This is a genomic window from Thermococcus barophilus MP (genome assembly GCF_000151105.2).
Taxonomy (GTDB): Archaea; Methanobacteriota_B; Thermococci; order Thermococcales; family Thermococcaceae; genus Thermococcus_B; species Thermococcus_B barophilus.
This window is the reverse complement of record NC_014804.1, coordinates 1,940,327-1,963,402: the sequence shown is the minus strand read 5'-3', so window position 1 is coordinate 1,963,402 and position 23,076 is coordinate 1,940,327. Positions and strand designations below refer to the sequence as shown.

At 42.3% G+C, this 23,076-nt stretch carries 19 protein-coding genes, 1 tRNA gene and 1 pseudogene; 11 read left to right on the top strand and 10 right to left on the bottom strand.

The genetic code is table 11. The annotated features are described in order from the left end of the window. Window positions 1–31 precede the first annotated feature (31 nt). On the top strand, window positions 32–2,398 hold the full coding sequence (gene ppsA / locus TERMP_RS10760) for a phosphoenolpyruvate synthase (RefSeq protein ID WP_013468444.1): 2,367 nt from the start codon (window positions 32–34) through the stop codon (window positions 2,396–2,398). Window positions 2,399–2,504: 106 nt separating this feature from the next. Further along, a complete protein-coding gene (locus TERMP_RS10755; protein WP_013468443.1) occupies window positions 2,505–3,905 on the top strand; it encodes an MATE family efflux transporter in 1,401 nt (466 codons plus the stop codon). Between the two features lie 9 nt (window positions 3,906–3,914). Here TERMP_RS10755 and TERMP_RS10750 read toward each other — a convergent pair. From TERMP_RS10750 to psmB, 6 genes are all read right to left on the bottom strand, one after another. Further along, window positions 3,915–4,002: transfer RNA gene (locus TERMP_RS10750), tRNA-Leu, on the bottom strand. A 61-nt stretch (window positions 4,003–4,063) separates the two neighbouring features. Continuing rightward, window positions 4,064–4,753 (bottom strand): ribose-5-phosphate isomerase RpiA, encoded by a 690-nt coding sequence (gene rpiA / locus TERMP_RS10745; RefSeq protein WP_013468442.1) that lies wholly within the window; start codon window positions 4,751–4,753, stop codon window positions 4,064–4,066. A gap of 3 nt (window positions 4,754–4,756) precedes the next feature. Continuing rightward, window positions 4,757–5,089, bottom strand: a complete 333-nt coding sequence (locus tag TERMP_RS10740; protein WP_237702831.1) for a hypothetical protein — start codon at window positions 5,087–5,089, stop codon at window positions 4,757–4,759. A 38-nt stretch (window positions 5,090–5,127) separates the two neighbouring features. Further along, on the bottom strand, window positions 5,128–6,456 hold the full coding sequence (gene thrC / locus TERMP_RS10735; protein WP_013468440.1) for a threonine synthase: 1,329 nt from the start codon (window positions 6,454–6,456) through the stop codon (window positions 5,128–5,130). A gap of 30 nt (window positions 6,457–6,486) precedes the next feature. Further along, complete coding sequence (locus TERMP_RS10730) at window positions 6,487–8,433, bottom strand: beta-CASP ribonuclease aCPSF1 (RefSeq protein ID WP_013468439.1); 1,947 nt, start codon at window positions 8,431–8,433, stop codon at window positions 6,487–6,489. Between the two features lie 17 nt (window positions 8,434–8,450). Continuing rightward, complete coding sequence (gene psmB / locus TERMP_RS10725) at window positions 8,451–9,086, bottom strand: archaeal proteasome endopeptidase complex subunit beta (RefSeq protein ID WP_048159855.1); 636 nt, start codon at window positions 9,084–9,086, stop codon at window positions 8,451–8,453. Window positions 9,087–9,219: 133 nt separating this feature from the next. Here psmB and TERMP_RS10720 point away from each other — a divergent pair, with 133 nt between their 5' ends. Next, window positions 9,220–10,383, top strand: coding sequence for a hypothetical protein (locus tag TERMP_RS10720; RefSeq protein WP_013468437.1), 1,164 nt, complete (start codon window positions 9,220–9,222; stop codon window positions 10,381–10,383). A gap of 78 nt (window positions 10,384–10,461) precedes the next feature. Here TERMP_RS10720 and gdhA read toward each other — a convergent pair whose 3' ends face one another. Then, window positions 10,462–11,724: a glutamate dehydrogenase gene (gdhA, locus tag TERMP_RS10715; RefSeq protein WP_013468436.1), complete on the bottom strand. Its 1,263-nt coding sequence runs from the start codon at window positions 11,722–11,724 to the stop codon at window positions 10,462–10,464. Between the two features lie 600 nt (window positions 11,725–12,324). Between gdhA and TERMP_RS10705 the strand changes: the two genes are divergently transcribed. Both TERMP_RS10705 and TERMP_RS10700 read left to right on the top strand, forming a co-directional pair. Then, window positions 12,325–13,911, top strand: coding sequence for a sodium-dependent transporter (locus TERMP_RS10705; RefSeq protein WP_013468434.1), 1,587 nt, complete (start codon window positions 12,325–12,327; stop codon window positions 13,909–13,911). A 161-nt stretch (window positions 13,912–14,072) separates the two neighbouring features. Further along, the gene (locus TERMP_RS10700) at window positions 14,073–14,801 is read left to right on the top strand and encodes a hypothetical protein (protein ID WP_013468432.1); all 729 of its coding nucleotides are present in this window, start codon (window positions 14,073–14,075) and stop codon (window positions 14,799–14,801) included. On the opposite strand, the gene TERMP_RS10695 is transcribed toward TERMP_RS10700, so the two are convergent. The 3 genes from TERMP_RS10695 to TERMP_RS10685 all read right to left on the bottom strand — a co-directional run bounded on the left by TERMP_RS10695 (window position 14,798) and on the right by TERMP_RS10685 (window position 18,293). After that, entirely contained in the window at window positions 14,798–15,115 is a 318-nt protein-coding gene (locus TERMP_RS10695; RefSeq protein ID WP_013468431.1) for a P-II family nitrogen regulator, read from the bottom strand. The two genes, TERMP_RS10700 and TERMP_RS10695, sit on opposite strands and share 4 nt — an antisense overlap. 101 nt (window positions 15,116–15,216) lie before the next feature. Continuing rightward, window positions 15,217–17,217: a 1,4-alpha-glucan branching protein gene (locus TERMP_RS10690; protein ID WP_013468430.1), complete on the bottom strand. Its 2,001-nt coding sequence runs from the start codon at window positions 17,215–17,217 to the stop codon at window positions 15,217–15,219. 122 nt (window positions 17,218–17,339) lie between these two features. Then, entirely contained in the window at window positions 17,340–18,293 is a 954-nt protein-coding gene (locus TERMP_RS10685) for a hypothetical protein (protein WP_148221097.1), read from the bottom strand. 48 nt (window positions 18,294–18,341) lie between these two features. Here TERMP_RS10685 and TERMP_RS11560 point away from each other — a divergent pair, with 48 nt between their 5' ends. The 6 genes and pseudogenes from TERMP_RS11560 (at window position 18,342) to TERMP_RS10665 (ending at window position 23,061) form a co-directional block, all read left to right on the top strand. After that, window positions 18,342–18,509, top strand: a complete 168-nt coding sequence (locus tag TERMP_RS11560) for a hypothetical protein (RefSeq protein ID WP_158304571.1) — start codon at window positions 18,342–18,344, stop codon at window positions 18,507–18,509. Between the two features lie 435 nt (window positions 18,510–18,944). Next, on the top strand, window positions 18,945–20,897 hold the full coding sequence (gene rqcH, locus TERMP_RS10680) for a ribosome rescue protein RqcH (RefSeq protein ID WP_013468428.1): 1,953 nt from the start codon (window positions 18,945–18,947) through the stop codon (window positions 20,895–20,897). Further along, window positions 20,894–21,337 (top strand): hypothetical protein, encoded by a 444-nt coding sequence (locus tag TERMP_RS10675; RefSeq protein WP_013468427.1) that lies wholly within the window; start codon window positions 20,894–20,896, stop codon window positions 21,335–21,337. The genes rqcH and TERMP_RS10675 overlap by 4 nt, the downstream gene beginning before the upstream one ends. A 9-nt stretch (window positions 21,338–21,346) precedes the next feature. Further along, the gene (locus tag TERMP_RS10670) at window positions 21,347–22,429 is read left to right on the top strand and encodes a radical SAM protein (RefSeq protein ID WP_013468426.1); all 1,083 of its coding nucleotides are present in this window, start codon (window positions 21,347–21,349) and stop codon (window positions 22,427–22,429) included. Then, window positions 22,426–22,548: pseudogene (locus TERMP_RS11770) on the top strand (hypothetical protein); the annotation flags it as partial. The gene TERMP_RS10670 and the pseudogene TERMP_RS11770, both read left to right, overlap by 4 nt. A 45-nt stretch (window positions 22,549–22,593) precedes the next feature. Continuing rightward, window positions 22,594–23,061, top strand: a complete 468-nt coding sequence (locus TERMP_RS10665) for a DUF234 domain-containing protein (protein WP_237702829.1) — start codon at window positions 22,594–22,596, stop codon at window positions 23,059–23,061. Window positions 23,062–23,076: the final 15 nt, after the last annotated feature.

Genomic DNA, 23,076 nt, shown 5'->3' with positions numbered 1-23,076 from the left:
CATCGGTTATTCTAAAAAAGGAGGGATTGAAATGGCGTACAAATTCATAAAGTGGTTTGAAGAACTGAGCAAAGAAGATGTGGCACTTGTTGGTGGAAAGGGTGCAAACCTTGGAGAAATGACAAGGGCTGGCATTCCAGTTCCACCGGGATTCTGTGTTACAGCCGAAGCATACAAGTACTTCGTCGAGAATGTTAAAGTTGAAGATGGAAGGACACTCCAAGAGTGGATTATGGATGTCATAAGCAAGACCAACGTTGACGACAGCAAGCAGCTCCAAGAGAACACCGCCAAGATCAGGGAGAAGATTATCTCACTTCCAATGCCAGAGGAAATTGCAGAGGAAATAAAACAGGCATACAAAGAGCTCAGTCAGAGATTTGGTAAAGATGAGGTTTATGTCGCCGTTAGATCATCAGCCACTGCCGAAGATCTGCCAGATGCAAGCTTTGCAGGTCAACAGGAGACATACTTGGACGTTATTGGTGCCGAAGATGTGATAAAGCACGTGCAAAAGTGCTGGGCTTCACTCTGGACTGCAAGAGCTACCTTCTACAGAGAGAAGCAAGGATTCGATCACATGAAGGTCTATTTGAGCGCAGTTGTTCAGAAAATGGTCAACAGCGAGAAGAGCGGTGTTATGTTCACAGCTAACCCAGTTACAAACAACAGAAACGAGATCATGATTAACGCTTCATGGGGACTTGGTGAAGCTGTAGTTAGCGGTTCAGTTACACCAGACGAGTACATCGTCGAGAAGGGAACCTGGAAGATAAAGGAGAAGTTCATCGCAAAGAAGGAAGTCATGGTCGTCAGGAACCCCGAGACTGGTAAGGGAACCGTTTATGTTAAGGTCGCCGATTATCTCGGCCCAGAGTGGGTTGAGAAGCAGGTTCTCACAGACGAGCAAATTATTGAGGTCGCTAAGATTGGTGCAAAGATTGAGGAGCACTACGGCTGGCCACAGGACATTGAGTGGGCATACGACAAGGATGATGGAAAGCTCTACATTGTCCAGTCCAGACCAATTACAACTCTCAAAGAAGAAGTGACAGGAGAGGAAGTTGAGGAAGCAGAAGAGGCAGAGGTCATCCTTAAGGGTCTTGGTGCCTCACCAGGAATTGGTGCAGGTAGAGTAGTTGTCATCTTCGACGCAAGCGAGATCGACAAGGTTAAGGAAGGAGACATCCTTGTCACAACAATGACAAACCCAGACATGGTTCCAGCAATGAAGAGAGCTGCTGCAATTGTCACAGATGAAGGTGGAAGAACAAGCCACGCAGCAATCGTCTCAAGAGAGCTTGGAATCCCATGTGTTGTCGGTACAAAGGAGGCAACCAAGAAGCTTAAGACCGGCGACTACGTCACCGTCGATGGAACCAGAGGTGTCGTCTACAAGGGAATCGTCAAGAGCCTCGTCAAGAAGGAGAAAGAGGAGAAGGCAGAAGGAAAAGTCGTCGTTGCAGGCGCTCCGCTTGTCACAGGAACAATGGTTAAGGTCAACGTTTCAATGCCAGAGGTCGCTGAGAGAGCCGCTGCAACAGGTGCAGACGGCGTTGGACTGCTTAGAGCAGAGCACATGATCCTTACAATCGGACAGCACCCAATCAAGTTCATCAAGGAAGGAAAGTTTGACGAGCTTGTCGAGAGGCTCGCTGATGGTATCAGAACAGTTGCAGCCGCATTCTATCCAAGACCAGTCTGGTACAGAACATTAGACGCCCCAACAAACGAGTTCAAGGAGATGCCAGGTGGAGAAGACGAGCCAGACGAGAGAAACCCAATGCTCGGATGGAGAGGAATCAGAAGAAGCCTCGACCAGCCAGAGCTCCTTAAGGCAGAGTTCACTGCAATCAAGAAGGTCGTTGAGGAAGGCTACAACAACGTCGGTGTAATGCTCCCACTCGTCAGCCACCCATACCAGATCCGGGAAGCAAAGAGGATTGCAAGGGAAGTCGGCCTTGAGCCACACAAGGACGTCGCCTTTGGTGTCATGATTGAGGTTCCAGCAGCAGCTCTGATAATCGAAGACCTCATCAAAGAAGGAATTGACTTCGTCAGCTTCGGTACAAACGACCTCACCCAGTATACACTCGCCCTTGACAGAGACAACGAGAGAGTCGCAAAGCTCTACGACGAGACACACCCAGCTGTGCTTAAGCTCATCAAGCACGTTATCAAGGTCTGTAAGAAGTACGGCGTCGAGACAAGCATCTGTGGACAGGCAGGAAGTGATCCAAAGATGGCAAGAATCCTTGTCAGACTCGGAATTGACAGCATCTCAGCCAACCCAGATGCCGTCGAATTAATCAGAAAGGTCGTTGCACAAGAAGAGCGCAAGATAATGCTCGAAGCTGCAAGAAAGCAAATCTTTAAGGACGAAGAAGATCTCTTCTGATTTCCTTTCTTCTTAATTTCAATTTCTCTCTGCAGTTTATTCTCTAGTTCTGGATAATATTGCACAAAGTTTTTATCTTAACATTTCGATATTCATTTGATCTATAATGACACCGAAAATACACGAGATGAGACAAGAAATCGTTGAAGGCAATATAGAAAAGACCCTTTTCAGGCTAGCTTGGCCTTTAATAGTAAACAACATAATTCAAGTGCTCTACAATATAACAGACACTTTTTGGCTTGGCAGACTTGGGAGGGAGGCTTTATCTGCACCTGGTGTTGCATGGCCCCTAATTGGAACACTCATGAGCCTCGGAATGGGCTTTGCAACAGCGGGATTTGCATTTGTGGGACAATATATTGGGGCGGAGGAATATAAGAAAGCCGAAAGAGCTGCCGGAGCAGTTTATTCATTGATGTTCATCTTTGCCTCTATTGTAGCTGTTGTCGGTTATCTAATAGTTCCCTACGCTCTTAGATTCATGAAGGTTACTGAAAATGTATATCCCCATTCACTAAGCTACACGAGAATAATCTTCATCGGGATACCCTTTGCTTTCAGCTTCATGGCATTCAGCTTCCTTATGAGGGCAACTGGAGACACAAAAACTCCAGTTAAGATAAGCTTTTTCACAGTGGGTTTAAACATAATCCTTGATCCCATCTTAATTTTCGGTTTATTCGGATTTCCAAAGCTTGGTGTAGCTGGAGCTGCATTGGCTACAATAATATCAAACACAACCGGTTCAATAATTGGAATGTACCTTCTGTTGGCTGGAAAAGTTGGTATTCACTTAACAAAGGAAGACCTAAAACCGGACCTAAGATTTTATGCAAGAATATTTAAAGTAGGATTACCCTCAAGTATAGGCTCATCAGCGAACAGCTTTGGATTTGTAATCCTAACAAGGATTATTTTCGGATTTGGAGACATTACTTACGCTGCTTACACCATAACAACCCGGTTGGTGAATTTTCTGACAAGCATTTCAAGAGGAATTTCAATGGCAATGGGAACAATGATTGCCCAAAATATCGGAGCAGAAAAGTATGAGAGAGCAAAGAAAATCGCTGAAAGAACAATGATGGTTAACTTCACTATTGCAAGCATTGCGATCCTTTTAATTGGAATTTTTAGAGTTCAGGTTTTTAGAGTATTTTTAAATGATCCCGCAGTAATAGCGGAGAGTGCAATAGTGCTGAAGTATTTCCTCATTTCTGTACCTTTTTTCAACGGCATTTTCATGGTCGTTGACAATGTCTTCAGGAGTTCGGGACATACAAAGAAGAGCATGGTGTTGGGGATTTTGAGGCTCTGGGGGCTTAGAATTCCTTTGAGCTATATTTTGGGATACCATATCTTCATGTCATCAAAAGGAGTTTTCTTAGGCATGGGATTGAGCAACTTTATAGCCTCTGGGGTAGGATTACTGTGGTTCCTCAAAGGCTCTTGGATGAAGAGAATTATTGAGGAAGATATTAGAAGATCTGGATCAACAACTTAGAAAAGTTTCTGGTGCGGGGGCGGGGATTTGAACCCCGGAACCCCTACGGGAGTGGATCTTGAGTCCACCGCCTTTGACCAGGCTCGGCAACCCCCGCTCCATCACTCTATACAACAGTGCAGTTTTAAAAACCTTATGGTCAAGTTTTAAATGAATGTTCAGCGTTCCAACTTCTTAACGCCCTCTTTAGTGCCAACTAAGACAATATCAGCTATATCAGCAAAGATTCCATTCTCCACGACGCCGGGAATGTTGTTAAGCTCAATCTCTAAATCCAGAGGGTCTTCAATCCTTTCAAACTTGGCATCAAGTATGAAGTTTCCGTTGTCCGTAACCACAGGGCCATCTTTCTTAACGCCCATTCTGAGCTCAGCTGTGGCATTGAAAACTTCAAGTTCTTCTTTTATGACCCTCCAGGCTGCTGGAATTACTTCAATTGGAACAGGCATTTTTTGTCCGAGATATTCCACAAGCTTGGACCCATCAACGAGAACGAGAAAAGTTCCAGCTCTGTACTCGATAATTTTCTCCATAGTTAAAGCTGCTCCCCTGCCTTTAATTAGATTTAAATGCGGATCAACCTCATCTGCCCCGTCAACGGCTATGTCTATTGCATCAACTTCATCTAAACTAACAACCGGAACTCCACTCTCCAAAGCCAGAATTCTCGCTTGATATGAAGTTGGCAGTCCATAAACATCAAAAAGCTCCTCGTTCATAATCATCTTGCCCAGCATTTTGATAAAGTAAGCGGTTGTCGAACCAGTGCCTAACCCAACTATCATATCATCCTCAATATACTTCAAAGCCTCCTTTGCGACCAGCTTTTTCATCTCTTCAGTGTTCATAATTCATCCCTTTGTTGCGTTATACAGTAAGCTCTGATTTGAATAGAACACAGGCTGCTGTGGGAGCACTATGTTGTAAACGAGTATCGTGAAGTAAAACCAGAACAACAGAAAGCCCCAAAATGATTTTCTAAGGAGAACATTGTCGTCTTGCAGCTCTCCAGGCAGATCCTTAATAGTGGCTTTAATTACCTTAGGAGTTAGCAGATACAAGAGCAGACCAGCAATGTAGCCAAGATTAGCGTTAGCAGAAAGTACACCGCTGATTATCCCACCCAAAGCCCCCATTGCATAGATGACAAGTGACACTTTGCTCTCAACTCTCACGTTTCCCACCTAAAAGGCTTAGTATTTAAAGGTCTTTAAAATTCTTTCTATTCTTCAAAGTTCTCCAACAAACGCTGTCCCTTTTCAGTCAATTTGTAGTAAATCTTTCTCCCTTTCTTGCATGCTTCCTCTATGAGCCCTAAGCTCTCAAGCTCTTTAATGTGCTGGTAAACAGCCTGATATTTCATTGGCTTTTCTAAGTTCTCCCATATTTCATAGCCGTACATAGGCTTTTCTTTCAGCAGTTTGAGAATTTTGAGCTTAGTTCCACCAATGGAGAATTTCTCCCGCTCATCTATATAATAGCTCTTGAGCCCGGAACCGGTGACAATGAGAACAATCCTATCGTCTTTTTCAAAATATCCCTCATTGCTAAGCTTGATGAGAGCCGGAACTACAACAGCTGATGCATATTCAACAAAAACACCCTCTTTAGCCAATAGCTTTTCTCCCAAGTCAAGTTCATCTTCCCTAACTACAACAGCTGTTCCACCACTTTCTTTTACAGCTTTAACTGCTCTTTCTCGATTTACTGGGTCTTTAACATAAAGCCCCAAAGCTTTTGTGAATTCTCTCTTTTGTTTTATCCCCAAAATTTCACTCGCTATTGGGTTGCACTTATCTGTTTGAACAGCTATTAGCTTTGGCAATTCCTCAATTGCCCCAATCTCCAAAAGCTCCTTAAAGCCCTTATAAATGCTGTAGAGGTTGCTCCCGCTTCCCGTTGGAATAACAACATGTGTTGGATTTATCTCTTCCCAAAGCTCAAAAGCTACAGTTTTCTGTCCCTCTAATCCAATTATGTTGTTCTCTGGGGTTATATCGTATAAGCCATTGAGCTTTGCAAGCTCTTTAGCGTAATCTACACACTCATCAACACTGTCCCCATAGCGGATTATCTTTGCACCAAAAGCTATCATCTGGATGAGCTTTCCCTTATCAACCCTTCTCGGCACTACAACAAAAGCCTCTCTGTTAGCTCTCGCAGCATAAGCAGCTAAAGAAGCAGCAGCATTTCCATCGCTTGCAACTATAAAACCATTATCAGAATAGGGAAGACCGTAAGAGACGCCAACAGTTACAAGTCTGTCTCTAAAGGAGCCTGTAGGATTTCGAGTCTCATCTTTTATGTAGACATTAAGATTTAGCTCTTCACCAATTTTAGCTTTCACTAAGGGAGTTCCCCCTTCCTTGAGAGTCACGATTTCGTCAACTTCAGGTAAAAGTTCTTTATAGCGCCAAACTCCTTTCTCACGGCTTTTCCATTTTCCAGGATCAACATTGGAGTAGTCATATGTTATCTCAAGCAGTTCACCACATAAGCACCGCGGAGGAATAAAAGAGGAATACTCTCTCCCACATCTTGGACATCTCATGCTATCACCAAAAGATAGATAGTAAAAAGATCACTTTAACCTTATTGCATCCAGATTGTTGGGTGCTCTTGTTGAGATGCTGAATCTTTTATGCAGACTTGAAGCTAAATCAAGACACTTTTGTGGTTCACCGTGAACCGTGATTACCCTCTCGGGTCTTGGCCTTACTTTTGCAACGTAGCTCATCAGCTCTCTCCTATCAGCATGACCTGAGAATCCATCGATTGTATGAACCTCCATGTTTACCCTTATCACTTCTGTCCTGCCGCCTTCCCCAATTGTTGGTATTTCCTTGAGACCCCTCTGCACTTGCCTTCCAAGTGTTCCTTCTGCCTGATAGCTGACGAAAATTATGGAATTCCTTGGATCCGGTGCCAGTTGTTTGAAGTACTCAACACTCGGCCCACCAACGAGCATGCCCGAAGATGCTATTATGATTGCAGGCTCTTCACTGTCAATTATGTCTTGCCTCTCCTTAGAATTTGCAACCGGCTTGAATATTTCATTTAAAAATGGGTTGTATCCCTCATGGAATATCTGATCCCTCAAGTGCTTGCTTAGGTATTCAGGATAGGCAGTGTGAATTGCTGTTGCCTCCCAGATCATTCCATCAAGATATATCGGCACTTCAATGCCACCCACTCTTGCGTACTCCTCAAGAACCATCATGATCTCCTGAGCCCTACCAACGGCCATTGCTGGGATAAGCACTTTCCCTTTTCTCTTTATCGTTTGATGGATAACCTCAATGAGCTTTTTCTCTGCATCTTCTCTTGGCATCTGATAGTCATTGCTTCCTCCATATGTTGATTCCATGATCAGCGTTTCAAGCCTTGGAAACCTTGCATTGGCAGGTTCAAACAGTCTTGTTGGAATGAACTTGAAGTCTCCCGTAACTGCCACATTATGGAGCCCATTTCCAATGTGGAGGTGAACTATGGCAGAACCCAAAATGTGTCCAGCGTTGTGAAGGGTAAGCCTCATGTCTGGAGATATGTCCCTTACTTCCCCATAATCAAGGGTTATCGTATGCTTTACAACTTCTTTTATGTCTTTTGGCTTATAAAGCGGTTCTGCACCGTTGCTCTGCTGTATTTCTATGAAGTCCTTCTGAAGAAGAACCATTAAGTCCCTTGTTGGAGGTGTTGTGTAAATTGGCCCATCAAAGAGGTTGTAGCGGAAGAGATATGGCAACAGTCCGCTGTGGTCCAAATGGGCATGGGTGATGATTATAGCGTCCAGCAACCCTTCATTCAAGACATATCTAAACTCAGGGGCGTCAAAATGTGGAAATGCTTTTTTTGGATCGTTTAGCGCTGCAACATTTATTCCGAAATCAACCAAAACGAAGCTTTCATTTGTTTGAACAAGTAGGGCACTTCTTCCAACCTCTCTAAAACCCCCAAGACCTGTTATTCTGATCCACTCACTTTTAAGCTCCGGCTTTCTGTAAATGTTTCTCCCCACATTCCTGAGAAACTTCCTTCTGTCTTTGCTCTCTGTTTGGAGAATTTGTCTAATCGAATATATTGTTTGAGACTGCAAAGGTGGGGTCCTAACAACTCTCGGCGCCCAGTGAACCTTCTGTGTTATTTTCCTCAATGTCTCGCCGTTCTTTCCAATAACCAGTCCCGGCTTTTTAGCCTCAATAATGACCTCACCAACAGAAGGGTCAAAGCTTATGTTCGTGATTTCAGCTTCAGAAGGTACTATCTCCTTAATCAAGCCTTCAGCTCTCTCGGGAGGAAGAAGAACATCTGGATCAGGTCTGACACTAATTCTTTTTTTGAGAACCTTAGCAAGGTTTTTAATTAAATCTCCATCTTGCATTATTGCCTCGGGATTTTTAACATAAATAACGAGCTCAGGGCCTTCAAACTCAATATCTGTTATTTTCGCTTCTCTTGGAACCATTTGATTTATAATCTCCCTCATTTCCTTTAAAATGTCATCTACAAAGCTCTCCCTCTTTATCACTTTACTCACCTCTGAACTTAAAGAGTTTTGAGAATCTTATCAACTTCCTTTTTGTCGAGTTCTCTGTATCCTTCTTTTGTAATTTTAACAACCAGTATTCCATCTCCCGTGAAAACGTCCCTCTTAATAGCAGTGTTTATTGCTTTAACTGCTAATTTAACGCCTTCATCAACACTCATGTCCTCTTTGTATTCATTTTCTAAAACAGCATATGCGAACTCCATACCAGAACCTGCTGAAACATATTTATCCTCAGTCATTCCTCCAGCCATATCAACAGAATAAAGATTTGGCTTTTCATCATAACCCCCAATTAAGAACCAGCCAAAATATGGGAAATATTTTGTCCCATTGAGAATGTTTGCTGTTAATGTTGCCAAAGCCTTAACACTCATCTCCCTGCCAACCCTTGCTCTATAAAGCTTGGTCTCTGCCCTGAGCATCCTGACAAGACTTAAGATATCCCCCACATTGCCTGCACCTGCCAACGCTAAGTGCTCGTCTATCTGAAATATCTTTGTGACATTCTTTGACATAACCATGTTGCCAATTGTTGCTCTCATATCCGCTGCCAACACCACTCCGTCATTACAAACAATGCCTACTGTTGTTGTCCCTTTAAATTTACTCAAGTGCAACACCCCTTTAGCCATGATAGAACAGATAGAACTCTACAAAACCCCCTAATCCTGAATACTATTTAAAGTTTTCGCATTTGGGAGGTTGATTTATAAACTTCTTTGATGAAAATCTAACAGCTTTGAGCAAAATTAAAAGGTGGCAAAAATGAAAGAGGTAATTCTCCTAACTGGCCCTCCGCTTAACGGAAGGGATGAATACATTGAGGAAGCTCTAAAGCTTGCAGAAAAAGAAAGCTACGCCTACTATCATGTCTTTGAATACCTAAAAGAGGTGGGAAAGGAAAGGGGGGTCAAAATCACGAGAAAAAATGTTCTTGACTTTGCAATAAGCCACCCAGATTTAATGAACGACATTAGAGATGAAGCTTTTGAAAAAATAAGAATGCATATAGACAACAGCGACAAGAAGTTCCATCTGGTTTCAACACCTTCCCTCTTTAGATGGGGAAGTGGGAGCGTTTTGGGATTCACCCTAAGCAATTTAAAGCTGCTTAAACCCGATAGAGTCATAATAATGCTTGACGATATTCTAAGCGTCAGAAGAAGGATTATAAATGACCCAGAGTGGTTCGAGCGATTTGGAAAGGAGAAAGACAACATAAAGCTTACCACCTTAGTTATGTGGCGAGAAGATGCTATAAACCATGTTAAAACGCTAATCCATGAGCTGAAAAAAGAAGGCATAGAAGTCCGCTATATCCTCCAGTTTGGAATAAGACACCCATATCAAACGTTCATAGATTTAATATTCCACGAGAAAGAAAAGCCTCTCGTTTATCTCAGCTACCCAATGACCGGGCATGAAGAAGAATACTACCACAGAGTTAGAGGATTCTACGAAAAGCTCAGCAAATACTTTACTGTTCTTGACCCTGGTGCCTTAGATGACTGGTGGATCGTTGCAGAGTACGATAATCAAGTCGAAAAAAATCCAGGGATAAAGAAGATTAGGATTAAAAACATCTTTGATGGAGAAGAAGTCGAGGAGCTTGAAAGAGAAGACATTGAGCAGGCAACGGACATTCTAAGAAGACAGTTGGTGGAGAGGGACTTTAACCTTGTTGACGTCAGCAAGGCAATAGCCGTCTATCATTATGCCGAAGGCATCTCAGCCGGAGTTATAAGCGAGATGGCTGAAGCATACAGAACACTGGCAGCAATCTATCTGTACTATCCATTTAAGAGGAGACCCAGCCCATTCATGGAGTTCTACGGTATGCAGAATCCATCAAGGAGAACCATGTTCAAGAATGAAGATGAGATGATTAGCGCAATGATTGAAGAAAAGGAATACTGGGCTAAAGCTTAATTTCTTTTTTGATTTTTTAATTAATCTTCAGAAAAGCTAATTTTCACAGAAAAGAACAATAAGAAAAGAGGAAGAAGATCACTTCTTGACCCATCCTCTGTCGAGCATTGCCTGGTAGACTCTGCTGACGGCAACGACGTAAGCAGCATCACGCATGTTGATGTTCTTCTCCTTGTGGGTGTTGTAGACGTCCCAGAATGCCTTGGTCATCTTCTTGTCAAGCTTTGCCCTTGTCTCTTCGACTGTCCAGTAGTCACCGGTTATGTTCTGCACCCACTCGAAGTAGCTGACTGTAACACCACCGGCGTTACAGAGGAAGTCTGGAATGATAAGGATGCCTTTCTCATAGAGTATCTCATCTGCCTCTGGTGTGGTTGGGCCGTTTGCAAGCTCCGCTATGATCTTAGCCTTGATGTTGTCGGCGTTCTTCTTGGTGATGACTTCCTCAATTGCAGCTGGTGCAAGAACGTCAACTTCAAGCTCTAAGAGCTCTTCGTTTGTGATGTTTGTTGCTCCTGGGAAGTCCTTAACTGAGCCGTGCTCCTTCTTCCACTTAAGGACTTCATCAGCATTGAGTCCATCTGGGTTGTAGATACCACCCTTGCTGTCACTGACGGCAACAACTTTCATTCCGTACTCCTCGCTCATGATCTTGGCCATGTAGTAACCGGCGTTACCGTAACCCTGGATTGCAATGGTCTTGCCCTTGAGGGTGTCCCAGCCAAGTGCCTTGGCTGCCTCTCTGACTGTGAAAGCTCCACCTCTTGCTGTTGCATCCATTCTCGCTATTATACCACCAACGCTTGGTGGCTTACCTGTGATGATACCGAAGGCTGGGGTCTTTCTTCTTGAAATCATCTCATACTCATCCATCATCCAAGCCATAATCTGTGGGTTGGTGTAAACGTCTGGAGCTGGAATGTCTGTGTATGGGCTTATGATGTCATAAATGGCTCTTATATACCCTCTTGCAAGCCTCTCCTTTTCTCTATCGGAGAGCTCCTTTGGATTACAGATGATACCACCCTTACCTCCACCGTATGGGAGGTCCATAACAGCAGTCTTCCAGGTCATCCAAGCAGCCAAAGCTTTAACGGTGCTGAGTGTCTCTTCAGGGTGCCACCTAATTCCACCCTTTGTTGGACCGCGAGCCCAGTTGTACTGGACTCTAAAACCAGTGAAGACTTTTACAGAACCGTCATCCATCTCAACAGGTATTGTTACCTCAAGAATTCTTTGGGGTCTCTTTAAAAACTCCAAAGCCTCTTCACTTATATCCATATACTGGGCAGCTCTTTCAAGCTGCTTAACAGCAATTTCAAATGGGTCTTGCTCAACCATGTTCATCCCTCCAATTTAGGTGATTGGCGATACACTTTTGGGCAATTACCTATATAAACCTTTCGCCGAAAAAGCTTGGAAAACTCTTATTTCTAAACGAAAGGTTATATATGGAAATTTCAGCCAGAATAAGAAAATTTCCAAAACTTTTCGGCTTAGAAAAGCCCACAGAACTTTAACTTTACATACATCAGTGTACACAAAAGAATATCAATGTTCCAAAATTTCGGACATATGAAATTTTTTGACAAAAAGGCCCTCAGCGAGAAGTCGGTCATCACTGCTCAGCTCACTCTCGTTGCAATCATCGGGCGATACAAACTTAACACCTCATGCTTAAAAGCCTTTATGAAAACATCCCAAGTAAAGTCTAAATATATTAGAAAAATTACCGGAAAGACAAAAAATCTTTTACTTTCTACCAGAGTATTGAAAAAATGACAAAAATGCTGTTTGCTTACTTTTAAGCTCAAGTAAATCGTCTTTTGCCGAAATAAAAAAAGAGAAAGCTTTATTAATGAGTGACGAGGTAGAGTATAATTGCAAAATATTTGAGCATTGCTGCAGTGTTTGATATATTGAAGGTTGGGGTGAAGCACTATGGAACAAAGAGATAGATGGGCAACCAAACTTGGTTTGATTTTAGCTATGGCAGGTAATGCCATCGGTCTTGGAAACTTCTGGAGATTCCCATACCAGCTTGCCAGCAATGGTGGCGGTGCGTTCATGATACCATATTTCATTGCACTGTTCTTCTTGGGCATTCCAGTGATGTGGATTGAGTGGACAACGGGAAGATACGGTGGAAAATATGGTCATGGTACACTGGGACCAATGTTCTATTTGATGGCAAGAGAAAGTGTTAAACCAAAGACCGCATTAATTTTCGGTGTAATAGGTGGCATGCTGGCATTTTCAGTTTCATCATTGCTGAGCTCATACTACTACCAAGTTATCGGATGGTCAGCTGCATACACATACTACAGCCTTACCGGTGCATACTTCGGACAAGATACCGTGAAGTTCTTCCTGAACTATGTAGCAAATCTTAAGGCAGTTATATTCTTCTGGGGCATAACAATGGTTCTCCTTGGCATTGCGGTAGGACAGGGTGTCAGCAAGGGTATCGAGAGATGGGTCAAGGTAATGATGCCACTATTATATGTGTTCGCTATCTTACTGGTTATCAGAGCCCTAACCCTTGGCTCACCAGTTAAGCCAGAGTGGAGCTCAATTAAAGGTCTGGAATACATCTGGACACCTAACTTTACAGCATTAAAGCAAAACTTCTTCAAGATAAGCTTAGCTGCCGCAGGACAGATATTCTTCACGTTAAGTTTGGGTATGGGTATTATTCACAACTATGCCAGCTATCTTGGACCAGAGGATGATGTTGCGCTTTCAGGTTTAGCAACGGTTTCACTTAATGAATTCGCTGAGGTCATACTTGGTGGTTCATTGGCTATCCCAATTGCATTTGCATACTTGGGACCAGAGCAGGCAATTAAAGGTGGTGTTGGATTAGCATATATGGCACTGCCAAACGTTTTCATGCACATGCCTGGAGGAAGAATATTCGGTGCAATGTGGTTCCTCTTGCTATGGTTCGCAGGATTCACATCAGCTATCGCAACATACAACTATCTGGTAGCAATGCTTGAGGAAGACCTCAAGATCGACAGAAAGGTCGGCACATGGGTAGTGTTCGTATTCCTGTTCCTCCTCGGACTGCCAGTTGCATTGGACAGCAGCTTAGTTTACTTGAGCGAGCTTGACATGTGGGTCGGATCATACTTCCTTGTACTGCTTGGATTCTTCGACGTCATAGTGGGCGTGTGGCTCTTCAAGCCAGACAACTTCTGGGAGGAGCTCCACAAGGGTGCATTTATCAACGTTCCAGAGTGGTTCAAGCCAATTATAATGTACATTGCTCCACTGTTCATGGCAGTACTCCTAATTGGAAACACAAAAGACTACTACAGCATGGGAGCACTGAGATTCCACGTTTCAAAAGCCTATGTTGAGAACGTCCTTGGAGGATCATATCCAGACGCTGTACCACTGGTGCTCAGGGCAAGAATAGTGATCCTCATAATCCTGATCATTGGTGCCATCGAAGCATACTTAGCAATCAAGAAGAAGTACGGAGAAGAGCTTGAAAAGAACGAGGTCATCATCAAGGTGTGAGGTGGTGAAAATGAAAGCCAGCGCCTTAGCTTTCCTGATTTTTGCATGGGGCTCAATCTTTTTCATGATGTACTGGAGCATTACCAAGTTGCTTAAGGCTGAGCAACAACAAAAGGCTTAAAGCCTCTTCTTTTTCTTTTTAAATTTGGGAGGTGTATTTTGTGAAGAGCCCAGGAATTCTTAAAGAGACTGCAGAGGTTCTCAAACAGACAAAGGAAAGGGTGTTAAACTTAAAGACACTTTCAGAAAAAAATAAGCAGAAAGTTTTGAGATTACTGGATGAAGCCGCAAGAAATTTTGAAGAACTTTCTGCTGATGTGGTTGTTGATAATGTAGAGCTTGCCGAATTCTTCCATAGGAGGGCAGTGGAGTTAAAAAATAACACCTACGATAAAAGAATAGATCGCCTCGGAGAAAAAGAGTATGTTAGAGATGTCGAAAGAATTAACAGATATTCAAAAGCCGCACCTTATGATTTTTCGGGAAAAATTAAAGAGCTAAACAAAGTTTACAAAGCCTATCTTTACGGATTAGTCCCGTTTTTCATAATCTCAGGTATCTTTGGACCAGCATATGCCATAACTGCGTTGATATTGGTAATACCCGCCCTGCTATCTCTCTTCAGTATGAAGAAAAGGGGGAGCCTGGGGTTGATGCTGGCATATGCAGTAATTCCAATCCCACTGGTGATGGGAGCTTTAACAATTAGGTACAGCATTTGGGCACTTACAACTCCAGGAGAGCTCGCAAGAATAGCAGAGCAGATGGGAAAAAGTATAGGATTTGCCCAGTTTGCAGTAATATTCCTGCTCGTGCTGGGGGTAATTGAGGTAGCTTTACTCGGTTATGCCGCTTATGGTCTCTATAAGCACAGACACGCGTTCCTCTAATATAATGCGTCGTTTCCTTTTTCTCCAGTTCTTATTCTTATTGCATCATAAACTGGGAGGACAAATACCTTTCCATCTCCCGGAATTCCCCTTTTTGCATTTCTGACTATTGCATCTATAACTTTCTCAACATCCTCGTCTTTAACCACAATCTCAATCTTGAGTTTTGGCAGCAGATCATAAGGGGGGACTCCCCCTTGGATTCCTCTGCCTTTAACGGGGTACACGGTTAATGGAACAATACCAAGCTGCCTGAGAGCATTTTTAACTTTCTCAAAATCTTCTTCCCTAATAATGGCTTCAACCTTTTTCATAATATCACCAAATATACTTAGATTTTAAGAAAGATAAAAGTTTCTATTTTTCAAAGATTGACTTGTCAAAATTGGGATAAATTTAAAGATAAAAATGAAGGTCAAGGGATCTGGCTCACAAATTTTTTCAACCTTTTAACTGAAATCTTTGTCCTCCTTGCAAGATCTTCTAAATCAGCACTCTTTAGATCGTTGAGCGTTCTTATGCCAGCTTTTTCGAGCTTCTTGAGAGTTTTTGAACCTATTCCTTTTATTTTTAAAAGTTCGCTTTGGATATTTCTTTTCTTCTTACTTTTTCTTCTCTTTAGTTTAGGAAGTTCTTTGGGAATCCTTTTTCTTTTTATTTTTTCCATCGCATAAGCTCTCTGTATTACTGTGTATGAATAAACAACCTCATTGGCAACTTTAGTTTTTTCTTCAGAGCTTTCTTTTTCTTTTGGAATCTCAGGTGGTTCCACATATTCAGGGACACTTGGAGGTTCTTCACTCACGTAGACTTCTATATTTATGGGGTGGAATGGATTGTCTTTCTTCTCAATCTCCTCTAAGAATTCAACCTCTCTGAATTCACCACTCTTGAAGTACTCCTCCAAGGCATTTGCCAAGCGGTGGAAGACATTTGCATGCTCCAAAAGGCGTCTCTTTCCATACTCCTTAGCTTGACCAGTTGTTATGAGGAACGGCCAATCACTGCTCTCAATCAGCAAAAGCTCCCTTCCAAGCTGTTCCAAAACTCTATCTCCAAACTCATGTTCATGGAGGTATTTACTCACCAAAGCAACCATTCTGTCCTCAGCTTTGTGTATGTGCTCCCACATCCACTCAACTTCAGGATTCCACCATGTGTAATGAGTCCCATACATCCCCCATGAACCCTCCGGGAGTTCTATTTCATACCTCTCTCCTCTATAACTCTCAAGGAATCTTGAAATCGCAGTTGTCTCTATTCCCTCCTCGCTCATTAACTCCAATACACGGCCAAGCCACTTGACACCTTCAAACCACCAATGACCAAAGAGCTCAGTGTCATATGGAGCAACCACTATGCCCTTCTCTCCCGTCTCTCTCTCATAATTTTCGAGCAACCCTCTCACCAAACTGACGAAGTGCTTTGCATGTTCTTCAGTTCTTTCTAAAGCCTTTTCTGGGACATATGGCTCTTTATCTCCTAAATCAATGTGCTTTCCAGTAACACGCCAGTACTGACCTCCGCTCTTCTCTGCTTTCTTGTGAAATTCTCTGTACCAGAAATCGCCAGGATATCCAATATCAGCACTCCAAACCTGCAACCCAGTCTCTCTGTTCCTTGCAAAGACCGCTATGTTTGTGCCTTTTATGAAGTATGGTCTCAGCGTTGACTTCGGAGCCTTGGCCGGAAGGATTTTTCCATAGCCAAAGCTTGCGGGCCCTTCATCAATGAGGTGACTTTCAACAAAGAAGAACTTAAGGTTGTACTTCTCCAAGAACTTCTCCAAACCTTTTCTCCACAGGATTTCCCCGCTGCTTGGACTCTGCCAAAAACCTTCTGGACGATAGGCACATTCTGGAAGCCATATGCCATTGGGTTTCCTTCCAAAGTGCTTCTCATATGTTAATATCCCATTTACGAGCTGTCCCTCAATTGCCTCATCTCTCCCCAAGAGAGGCAGATAGCCGTGAGTTGCTGCCGAAGTTATGATTTCAATGTATCCCCCATCTTGGAACTGCTTAAATTTCCCGATTATGTCACCATTGATTTTTTTCCAATACTCAAAGACTTCTTCAAAATAATTGAGCATGTATTCGACTGCTTTTCTCAGCTTCTCGTCATTTTCAAACTTCTTCAAATCCTCACGCATAGCGTTGAGCTTTCTCTCCATATATTTCTCAAACTCAGCTTTTATATAATCATCAGCAAGTTGTTCCGCTAAAATCGGTGTTATTCCAATTACAAGCTGAAACTTAACGCCTTTCTTTTTTAAGCGCTCAAATTCCATTAAAAGAGGGATATAGCTCTCTGCTATTGCCTCGAATATCCACTCTTCACCAAATGGCCATTTGCCGTGCTTTCTCACATAAGGGATGTGGGTGTGTAATACAAACGTAAAATATCCTTTAGCCATAAAATACCACCTCCAAGCTTAAATTCCACTGATCATTAATTATTTTTGAGTATTTAACAATTTCGGAATGGAGATGTTTTTTATAACTTAAAAATGGTTTATGATGGTGAAATACTTCTCACTTAATCTTCATCCTTTCTTTCTCTTTTTCTAAGGAGATAAGCTCCCATTAAGGTGAATAGTAGAACAATTAGGATTAAAGAGACACTATCTTGTGCTGAACTTGAAGGTGGGGAAGTAGCTCCCAGAAATTCCCTAAGCTTTGGGGTTAGGTTTTTAATTTTTTGTCCGTCAAATTCTAAGACAGTTTCATTACCAGCCAGAATAAACCCTTCTCCATCCCATCCAATCCATTTTATCCCAGAAGCATCATCCAAAACTTTTCTAAGAGTTCCGTTAAAGAAGTAAAGTGAATAACCATTATAAATCAACCAGCCCTTGGGACTCCAGAAAATGTTGGTACCCTCCTCAAAGTGCCCCTTACGGCAGTCAAGTGTTATGTAAAAGAGCTTGTGAAATTCAGATGCATTGAAGGTTTTGAGATTTATTTTCCCAACTCGAACAATGTTATCTGAGACATCATAGAGCGTGCTATTGGCAAAAAGCAAAGCCTTCCCATTGTGAAACTCTGACATTTGGGCTTTAGAATTCACAATCATCTTAAGGCTTGCATTTTCCACATCATAGATGTATGTTCCATTGTTGCTCACCAAAAAGAGCCTTCCCTTATATGCTCCTATGAGGGTGAGGTTGTCCGAAAAGCTTGCAACCTTTCTGAAATCTTCTGGAAAGTGATAATCGCCCTTCGAAGGTTTTACCATATAAAGGGTTTTGTTGCGGAGTAGGTAAACTCTTTCAGAGTCATAAATTAGCTGGGAATTGTTAAGAGGAAACTGCGACGTTACTTTTAGCACGGGAATAGCATCTATGAGGATTACAGCCTTGGTAAAGTTTTGATTAAAAATCCCTAAGGCGCCATTCTTGAGGTTGCGAACAAAATACAGATAGCCTTTTTGAGCCAGTAAAGGTAAAGATGCATTTCTGAAGTCTCCTGTTAAATATCCGAACTTCTTCACCACTGCTTGCCCATTTTTGATAGTGGACAGCCAGAGAAGGGAATCAAAATGCTCCAAATTGCACCACATAGAGAAGCAGTAGAAGGGATGGAGTACAAGGTAGTAATCTCGATTCCAGAAAATACTCACTGCTCCATCATTCCGAAAGCTGAGCAATTCCCTAAATTCTCCATTAGGATAAAGGTAGCCATAGTGATCATACACCCTACCAGGTAAGGGCCTATTGCATCCTTCACATCCATAAAAGAGACATCCTTGAGAAGAGCAGTGAATCGGAATCATAGTAAAGTTGGAGCAAACGTTGGTTTTGCATGGAAATGACGTCAAGTTCAATAGCTCAAATCTATCCTCTGAAGGAAAATAAACCACTAAAAGCTGAGTTGATGCATTTGTAATGTTAAAAATTGTTGGGTTTCCGATTAGAGCGTTATTAATGGCCAAAGAATAAGCTAAGTGAGTAAAGAGGAGCATAAAAAAGCATAAAATGAGGAGCTTTTTTCTCATTTTCACCACTTTAGATGTGAATTTTTCATAGAGTGCTTAAACTTTTCGATTTTTTAATACTTGTAGTATAACAACTCTCCTAGATAGACCCTGAAATAGAAGATATAGTTTAAAAACTATCGAGATAAACGTCCTTAGGTGAGACTAATGAAAGAAGAAATGAGCAGCGTTGACATAAAATACATAGTTGAAGAGCTTAAGTCTCTTAAAGGTGCGAGGATTGACAAGATTTATCATGACGGGAGTGAGATTAGGATTAAGCTTCATAAAGCAGGCGAGGGAAGGAAAGATTTAATCATTGAGGCAGGCAAAAGAATTCACTTGACGAGCTACATAAGAGAGGCTCCAAAGATGCCTTCATCTTTCACGATGCTTCTCCGCAAACACTTAAGCGGCGGCTTTTTTGATAATATTGAGCAGCACGATTTTGACAGAATTGTAAAGATTAGGATTGGTAACTACACTCTCATAGCCGAGCTCTTTAGGAAGGGGAACATAATCTTGGTTGATGAAAACAATATTATCATTGGCGCCTTGAGGTATGAGGAATTTAAAGACAGAGCAATAAAGCCAAAGCATGAGTATAAACTCCCCCCTGCAAGGGAAAGTCCCATAGAAGTGAGCTGGGAGAGATTCCTTGAATTAATTAAAAGCGAAAATGTCGAGATTGTAAGGGCACTTGCAAGAAAGCTGAATATGGGAGGTCTCTACGCAGAGGAAATTCTTCTGAGGGCTGAAATTGACAAGAAAAAGAAAGCAAATGAGCTGAGCGAAGATGATCTTAGGCTGATTTTTGAGAAGATGAAGGAGGTATTCAACGCTCCGAAGAAGCCAAACATCATATATAAAGACGGAACAATGATTGATGTGGTTCCAATTGAGCTCAAATGGTATGAAAATTATGAGAAGAAATACTTTGAAACGTTCAGCGAAGCTTTGGATGAATACTTTGGAAAGATAACCGTGGAAAAAGCGAAAATTGAGAGAACTAAGCGCTTAGAGGAGAAGAAGAGGCAGATATTAGCAACGCTTAGAAGGCAGGAAGAGCAGATGAAAGGCTTTGAAGCTGAGATGAAGAAGAATCAGGAGCTTGGCGATTTGATATATGCGAATTTCACCTTCATTGATAATCTTTTAAGAGAGTTTTCAAAAGCGGTTGAAAAGCTGGGCTGGGAAGAATTCAAAAAACGCATAGAGGAAGGCAAGAAAGCTGGAAATAAGATAGCCCTGATGGTTAAATCAATAGACCCCAAAGAAAAGGCTGTCACAATCGAGATTGAGGGCAGGAAAATTAAGCTGTACCTCAACAAAAGCATCGGTGAAAATGCTGAGATTTATTATGAGAAAGCCAAAAAAGCCAAGCACAAGTTAGAAGGGGCGAAGAGGGCTTATGAAGACACCAAGAAGAAACTTCAAGAAATTGAAAAGCTGATTGAGGAAGAGATGAAAAAGGAACTCAAAGTCAAAAAGTTAGAGAAAAGAAAGAAGAAGTGGTTTGAAAAGTTTAGATGGTTTATAAGCAGCGAAGGATTTCTCGTTATAGGGGGAAAGGATGCAACAACCAACGAGATGGTGGTTAAGAGGCACATGGGGGACAATGATCTATACTGCCACGCTGATGTTCACGGAGCACCTCACGTTGTAATCAAAGACGGACAGAAAGCGGGTGAAAAGACCATATTCGAGGCATGTCAGTTTGCCGTTTCAATGTCAAAAGCATGGAGCGAAGGTGTTTACTCAGCAGATGCCTACTGGGCATATCCAAATCAAGTTACTAAAAAAGCTCCAAGCGGAGAGTATCTTGGTAAGGGTGCATTCATGGTTTATGGAAAGAGAAACTGGTATCACGGAATTCCCCTCAAGCTGGCAGTTGGGATAATAAACTACGAGGGAGAAGATTTAGTGATGTGCGGCCCAGTTGATGCACTTAAAGCTCACACGAAGAGATACATTGTAATAAGACCTGGTGACTTGAAAAAGAGCGAGCTTGTGAAGAAGATCAAGAAGATCTTTGAGAGGTGGGGATATAAGGTGGCTGAAGAAGACATAATGGCGATTCTGCCTCCGGGGGAGGGAGAGATAGTGGAGGTGGTGGAATGATAAACCTCTATGCAATTGTTCAGAGAGATTTAGCTAAAGATTTGATCTTCGAGATTGACGATGAAATTGTTACCCTCTCAATCAAGGGGGTTATGATTGCAAGAACCGATTCAAAAAGCTACAACTTTTCATTTGTCGAGATAACGGAGACCGAATTTGTTCTGGCTTTGCAGATGAAAGGATACATAATTTACCTCGGCCTTGAGAGCGATGAGGAGATTGATGAAGATGCATATCCAGAGCTTGTGAGAGCTTTAATCCAGCAACTTATACCAGTTCTAAACAATTTGATACAAGAGGCTGAGAAGAGCGGATACAAAGGAAAAGCTGATTTGCTGATGGATGACAACATGAGCCCAGATATGAAGGAGTTTTTTTACGAAATGCTAATAAGGCACAAGAAGAATCTGCCCCACTATGAGCAGGTTGATGTGGCATAAGGTGGTAAAATGAGAGAGAGCGGATATTACTCATATGTCGTTGGCGAGCTGCCCGAAGGATGCAAGCTCTGCGTTAAAGGAGCCAAGTTAGTGCTTTTTACTACAGGTGTATGTCCAAGAGACTGCTTCTACTGTCCTCTTAGCCCCTGGCGCAGAGAGGATGTAGCTTATGCAAATGAAAGACCCATAAAAAGCATAGATGACATAATTGAGGAAGCCAAAATTCAAGAAGCTTTGGGAGCTGGAGTTACAGGTGGGGATCCTTTGGCGAGGCTGGATAGAACAGTAGAATACATCAAAGTCTTAAAAGAAAATTTTGGCGAAAAGTTCCACATCCATCTCTACACCACAGGAGCTTTGGCAACAAAAGAAAATCTGGAGAAGCTTTATGATGCTGGTTTAGATGAGATTCGCTTTCATCCAGACTTGTTCAATCCGAACTCGAAGCTTTTCAAAGTTGAAATTGAGAACATGAAAAATGCTTTTGATTTTGACTGGGATGTTGGTGGGGAAGTCCCCGCTGTTCCTGGACATGGAGAAAAGATAAAGTGGTTTGCCGAACTTTTGGACAAGCTTGGAGCTAAATTTTTAAATATAAATGAGCTTGAGTTCAGCGAGACGAACCTAAGAGCTCTCATTAACAGGGGGTATCAACCGATAAGTGATGAAAGTTCGGCAATTAAAGGGAGCTTAGAGCTGGGACTTGAAATCCTCAGATGGGGAGAAGAAAACACCTCACTTAGATATCATCTCTGCACCGCAAAGCTGAAGGACGCTGTGCAGCTCAAGAACAGGCTGAAAAGGATGGCAAGGAACGTTGCAAAGCCTTACATGGAGATAACTGAGGATGGAACGCTGAAGTTTGCAGTAGCGGAATATGAAGATTTAGATGAGCTCTATCATCTTCTAGTTGAAGAAGCTGAAATTCCAGAGGAGTGGCTCTATCTAAACAGGGAAAAAGGAAGGATTGAAATGCCGATTGAAGTTGCCCTCGAGCTGGCTGATGCAATAGAAGGGGACGTCAAGTTTTACATCGTGGAGGAATATCCAACGTGGGATAGGATTGAAGTTGAAAGGACGCCGATAAACTGATATTTTATCGAAACATATTTATACAGAGGATCTGTAATCCTCAGAGAGGAACTCTCAGAGCAATTGCTGAAGGCAACACACGCCTTGAGGAAATAGCAAACTTTCTTGGACTGCCAGCAAGAAGCGCTTACCCATACTTGGAGAACCTTCTGAGGCTCGGTCTTGTGAGGAGAGAGAAACCACTTTTTGGAGGCAGAAAAGTTAGCTTATACCAGATAAGCGATCCAATGCTTCTAACATGGTTCACACTCGTTTATCCTCAAGTGGACAGGATAAGCCTTGGGATTGCAACGCTCGAGAATGCATATAAAGTGTTCTCGATTAGATTTGAAGAACTTGCACGAGAGTTTTTAATCCTAAAGAAGCCTTTTGAGTTCTCCCAGATTGGAAGATGGTGGTGGAAGGGAGAGGAGATAGATATAATTGCTGTTGATGAGAATACAGCCTATCTCATCGAGGTGAAATGGAAGGACTTGAGCGAGAAAGATGGGAGAAGGATTTTATCACTGCTGAAAGAAAAAGCAAAGAACGTTCGCTTCAACGGTGAGTTCAGGTATGGTATTATAGCAAAAAGCATAGAAGAAAAGGAGAGATTTGAGCTGGCATTTAGCTTAGAGGACATAATTGAATAATCTGGTTCGTTATTA

What these genes read in the sequence shown, in the direction of transcription:
- ppsA (WP_013468444.1), top strand. Translation starts at nt 32, where the DNA reads ATGGCGTACAAATTCATAAAGTGGTTTGAAGAACTGAGCAAAGAAGAT.
- TERMP_RS10755 (WP_013468443.1), top strand. Translation starts at nt 2,505, where the DNA reads ATGACACCGAAAATACACGAGATGAGACAAGAAATCGTTGAAGGCAAT.
- rpiA (WP_013468442.1), bottom strand. Translation starts at nt 4,753, where the DNA reads ATGAACACTGAAGAGATGAAAAAGCTGGTCGCAAAGGAGGCTTTGAAG.
- thrC (WP_013468440.1), bottom strand. Translation starts at nt 6,456, where the DNA reads ATGAGATGTCCAAGATGTGGGAGAGAGTATTCCTCTTTTATTCCTCCG.
- psmB (WP_048159855.1), bottom strand. Translation starts at nt 9,086, where the DNA reads ATGGCTAAAGGGGTGTTGCACTTGAGTAAATTTAAAGGGACAACAACA.
- TERMP_RS10720 (WP_013468437.1), top strand. Translation starts at nt 9,220, where the DNA reads ATGAAAGAGGTAATTCTCCTAACTGGCCCTCCGCTTAACGGAAGGGAT.
- gdhA (WP_013468436.1), bottom strand. Translation starts at nt 11,724, where the DNA reads ATGGTTGAGCAAGACCCATTTGAAATTGCTGTTAAGCAGCTTGAAAGA.
- TERMP_RS10705 (WP_013468434.1), top strand. Translation starts at nt 12,325, where the DNA reads ATGGAACAAAGAGATAGATGGGCAACCAAACTTGGTTTGATTTTAGCT.
- TERMP_RS10695 (WP_013468431.1), bottom strand. Translation starts at nt 15,115, where the DNA reads ATGAAAAAGGTTGAAGCCATTATTAGGGAAGAAGATTTTGAGAAAGTT.
- TERMP_RS10690 (WP_013468430.1), bottom strand. Translation starts at nt 17,217, where the DNA reads ATGGCTAAAGGATATTTTACGTTTGTATTACACACCCACATCCCTTAT.
- TERMP_RS11560 (WP_158304571.1), top strand. Translation starts at nt 18,342, where the DNA reads ATGCTCCAAATTGCACCACATAGAGAAGCAGTAGAAGGGATGGAGTAC.
- rqcH (WP_013468428.1), top strand. Translation starts at nt 18,945, where the DNA reads ATGAAAGAAGAAATGAGCAGCGTTGACATAAAATACATAGTTGAAGAG.
- TERMP_RS10675 (WP_013468427.1), top strand. Translation starts at nt 20,894, where the DNA reads ATGATAAACCTCTATGCAATTGTTCAGAGAGATTTAGCTAAAGATTTG.
- TERMP_RS10670 (WP_013468426.1), top strand. Translation starts at nt 21,347, where the DNA reads ATGAGAGAGAGCGGATATTACTCATATGTCGTTGGCGAGCTGCCCGAA.